The following is a 3,938-nucleotide window of genomic DNA, read 5'->3' on the forward strand; positions in this document are numbered from 1 at the left end:
CCTCAATGAATTGAGGGGGATTACAGCCCACTCGCGCTCCCCCGTTTTTCTAAAGAACTTGCGCTGCCCCGACCTAACGTTTCGACCGCATTGCAGCGGATGCTGGGCGGATACAATGATCACGCACTCCACCGACGTTCTAGCGCGCGCCGTCTACTTTTTGCTCGATAACGTCAACTTCTCAGACAACCATTTCGATCTCGTCTCCGGACGTCCAGCGAAGCGCTGATCCGTCTCGAACGACCGCGCGACGTCGGCGACTTTCGTCGTCGCCTGCGCGTGCGGTCTCTCGCAGATGCTTTTTCGCCGAAATAATGCGCCGCACGATGTGGCGATGGCGGCTGCGAGAAGGTTCCGAGGGAAGCGGAAAAAAGTTCTTGCAAAGCGCGTCGCGTTGCGCTACAAAAGAGCCGATCTTTTATCCTATTTGTGAACAAAGTGCCGTCAACTTTCGGTCGACCCATGAAACGCAAGCTCGCGCTGCTTTTGGCGTTCCTGTGCGCACAGACGCATCTTTCGGCCCTCTGGGCGCAGACGCCCGTCGGCGATCTGCTCGATAGCGAAACGTTCTTACAACGCGCCATGCAATCGCCCAAATCGCGCCGCGACCATGGGGCGCGCGTCGAAGAGTTGCTGCGCCGCATGACGCTGCGCGAGAAGATCGGGCAAATGACGCAGCTCGAAATCGGCATGGTCACAACCGGTAAAGACCAAGACTTGCGGGTTGATCCGGTCAAGCTCGAAAAGGCGATCGTTCAATACGGTGTCGGCTCGATCTTGAACGTGCGCGATCAAGCGCTTCCGGTCGAAAAATGGCACGAGATCATCCGACAGATTCAAGAGGCGGCGACCAAACGCACGCGACTCGGGATTCCAGTCCTCTACGGCATTGATTCGATTCACGGCGCAAATTACGTTCAAGGCGCCACGCTCTTTCCGCAAGAGATCGGCATGGCGGCGACGTGGAATCCGGAGTTGATGCGGCGCTTGGCGGCAGTGGCCGCCCGCGAGACGCGCGCCGCTGGCATTCCGTGGAGTTTCTCGCCCGTGCTCGACATCGGGCGTCAACCGCTATGGCCGCGCTTTTATGAAACTTTTGGCGAAGATCCGTATCTCGCCAAAGTCATGGGCGCCGCTTACGTGCGCGGTATGGAGGGCGACGACATCGCCTCGTCGGAACACGTCGCAGCCTGCATGAAGCACTACGTCGGCTACAGCTTTCCGCTCAACGGGCGCGACCGCACGTCTGCATGGATCCCGGAACATTACTTGCGCGAATACTTCCTTCCGACCTTCGCCACCGCCGTGCGCGCCGGAGCGCATACGGTAATGATCAACTCGGCCGAGGTCAACGGCATTCCGGGTCATGTCAACCGTTATCTTTTGACCGATGTTTTACGCGGCGAACTCGGCTTTCAAGGTTTCATCGTCTCCGACTGGGAGGACATCAAGAAGCTGGTCACGCAGTGGCGCGTCGCGGCCAACGAGAAAGAGGCGACGCGCATGGCGGTGATGGCCGGCATCGATATGAGCATGGTGCCGAGCGATTACAGCTTCAGCGATCTGCTGTTTCAACTCGTCCGAGAAGGAGCCGTGTCGGAGTCGCGCATCGATGAAGCGGTGCGCCGTATCCTGCGCGTCAAATTCGATCTGGGGCTTTTCGAGAATCCTTTCCCTGATCCCGCGCTTCGTGCCCAGATCGGGTCGCCTGAAGCGCAACAACTCAGCCTGCAAGCCGCACGTGAATCGATCACGCTGCTGAAGAACGAAAAAGATCTGCTTCCTCTTCCGAAGAACGCGCGGGTGCTGATCACCGGACCGACCGCCGATTCCCTGATCTCGCTCAACAACGGCTGGACCTACGTCTGGCAAGGGTCGGAAGAGTCGCTCTATCCGAAAGACAAGCTGACGATTCGCCGAGCCATTGAAGCCAAAATCGGCGGATCGAACGTCGTCTACGTCCCCGGCACGAAGATCGTGCGCGCCGCGGGCGGACCATCTAACTCGACGCCGACCGACATAGACGTCGAGGTAGACATCGCGGCGGCGGCGCGCGCGGCGCGCGATGCCGATGCCGTCATCCTCTGTCTCGGCGAAGGATCGTATGCCGAAACTCCCGGCAACATCACGGATCTCACCTTGGGCGAGCCGCAGTTGAAACTCGCCGAAGCGATTGCAGCGACCGGCAAGCCTGTCGTGCTTGTGTTGGTCGAAGGGCGTCCGCGCGTCATCAGTCGCATCGCCAACAAGATGCAAGCCATCGTCATGGCCTATAATCCGAGCAACGAAGGCGGTCGAGCGATCGCCGATGTCCTGTTCGGCGATTTTAACCCTTGCGGCAAGCTTCCCTTCACCTATCCGAGCGCGCCCAATTCGCTGGTGACATACGACCGCAAAGCTTTCGAGACCGAAACCGCTAGCTTCGGCAACGTTTCGTTTCGCCCGCAGTTTGAGTTCGGGCATGGGTTGAGCTACACGACCTTCAGCTACAGCGAGCTGCGTTTGAGCCGCGAGCGCGTTCGCGGCGATGAAGAATTGGAAATAAGCGTGACCGTCACCAATGCCGGGAAGCGGGCTGGTCAAGAGGTGGTCCAGCTCTACGTGCGCGATATGGTGGCGAGTTTGACGCCGCCAGGAAAACGTTTGAAGCGGTTCGCTAAAATAAACCTCGAACCGGGTCAAAGCAAGGTTCTTACCTTCCGGTTGCGCCGCGACGACTTGGCTTTCATCGGGCCGAACAACAAGCCCGTGGTCGAACCGGGAGAGTTCGAGGTGATGGTAGGCGGTTTAGTCGGAGAGTTCAGGCTCGATTGAAAGGTGGCGGCCGCGTTTTTTCGCCGCGTCATGAGCGCTGATCGAGATCTCGTGCCGATGGTCGCGTCTTTTGCTACTGAGTCGAAGATTCGTTTCGCTCTTCGTCAAGCCGAAGGGAGAATCACTGGAGCTTGCGCAAGTTATCTTTTCTGCTCATCTGTTGTGTAACGCTTGCCCCATTCTCGTTGGGTCAAGCGCAGACGGCGTTTCCCTATCGCGACGCGCGACTGCCAGTGGAGCAGCGCGTCCAAGACTTACTTCAACGCATGACGCTCGAAGAGAAGGTCGCGCAGTTGCAATGCCTGTGGGCCGCATTTCGTCCACAAGAGTTCATCAACGCGCAGGGCGAGTTTGCGCCGAGTGACCGCGTCAAAGCGGTCCTCGCGCATGGCATTGGGCAGATCGGTGGACCGAGCCTCGGCATGGCGACCGATTTGGAAAACATAACAGGGCCGTATCAAAAGAAGGGGCCGCGCGAACACGCCATCTTCGCCAATCAGCTTCAACGTTACATCATCGAGCGTAACCGCCTAGGCATTCCAGCCATCTTTCACGAAGAGGCGCTTCACGGCCTCGCCGCCCGAGGAGCGACTAGTTTCCCGCAAGCCATCGCGCTTGCCAGCACTTGGGACGTCGAATTGGTGCGCGAGGTCTTCTCCGCCGCTGCGCGCGAGGCGCGCGCGCGCGGCACGCATCAGGTGCTCACGCCGGTGCTCGATCTGGCGCGCGAGCCGCGCTGGGGGAGGATCGAAGAGACCTATGGCGAAGACCCTTATCTGGTTGCGCGCATGGGCGTAGCCGCCGTACGCGGGTTTCAAGGCGACGGGCCGAATATCGACCGGCGGCATGTCATTGCAACGCTCAAACATTTCGCCGCGCATGGGCAACCGGAAGGTGGGACGAACATCGCTCCGGCTAACTATTCCGAACGCGTCCTGCGCGAACAGTTCTTCTACCCATTTCAAGCGGCCGTCACCGAAGGCGGCGCGATGAGCGTCATGGCCTCCTACAACGAGATCGACGGCATCCCATCGCACGCGAACCGTCGGTTGCTTGGCAACGTCCTGCGCGGCGAATGGGGGTTTCGTGGCTTCGTCGTCTCGGATTATTTCGGCATCAACGAG

At 59.4% G+C, this 3,938-nt stretch carries 2 protein-coding genes; both read left to right on the forward strand.

All coding sequences use genetic code 11. The annotated features are described in order from the left end of the window. Window positions 1-462: 462 nt before the first annotated feature. Window positions 463-2,814, forward strand: coding sequence for a glycoside hydrolase family 3 N-terminal domain-containing protein (locus C4334_RS00005; protein ID WP_352430017.1), 2,352 nt, complete (start codon window positions 463-465; stop codon window positions 2,812-2,814). Between the two features lie 131 nt (window positions 2,815-2,945). Next, window positions 2,946-3,938 (forward strand): glycoside hydrolase family 3 protein (locus tag C4334_RS00010; RefSeq protein ID WP_352430018.1); only part of this gene is annotated, 993 nt, incomplete at its 3' end.

Origin of the sequence: Pyrinomonas sp. (assembly GCF_040289685.1) — a bacterium.
In the GTDB taxonomy this organism is placed as follows: Bacteria; Acidobacteriota; Blastocatellia; order Pyrinomonadales; family Pyrinomonadaceae; genus Pyrinomonas.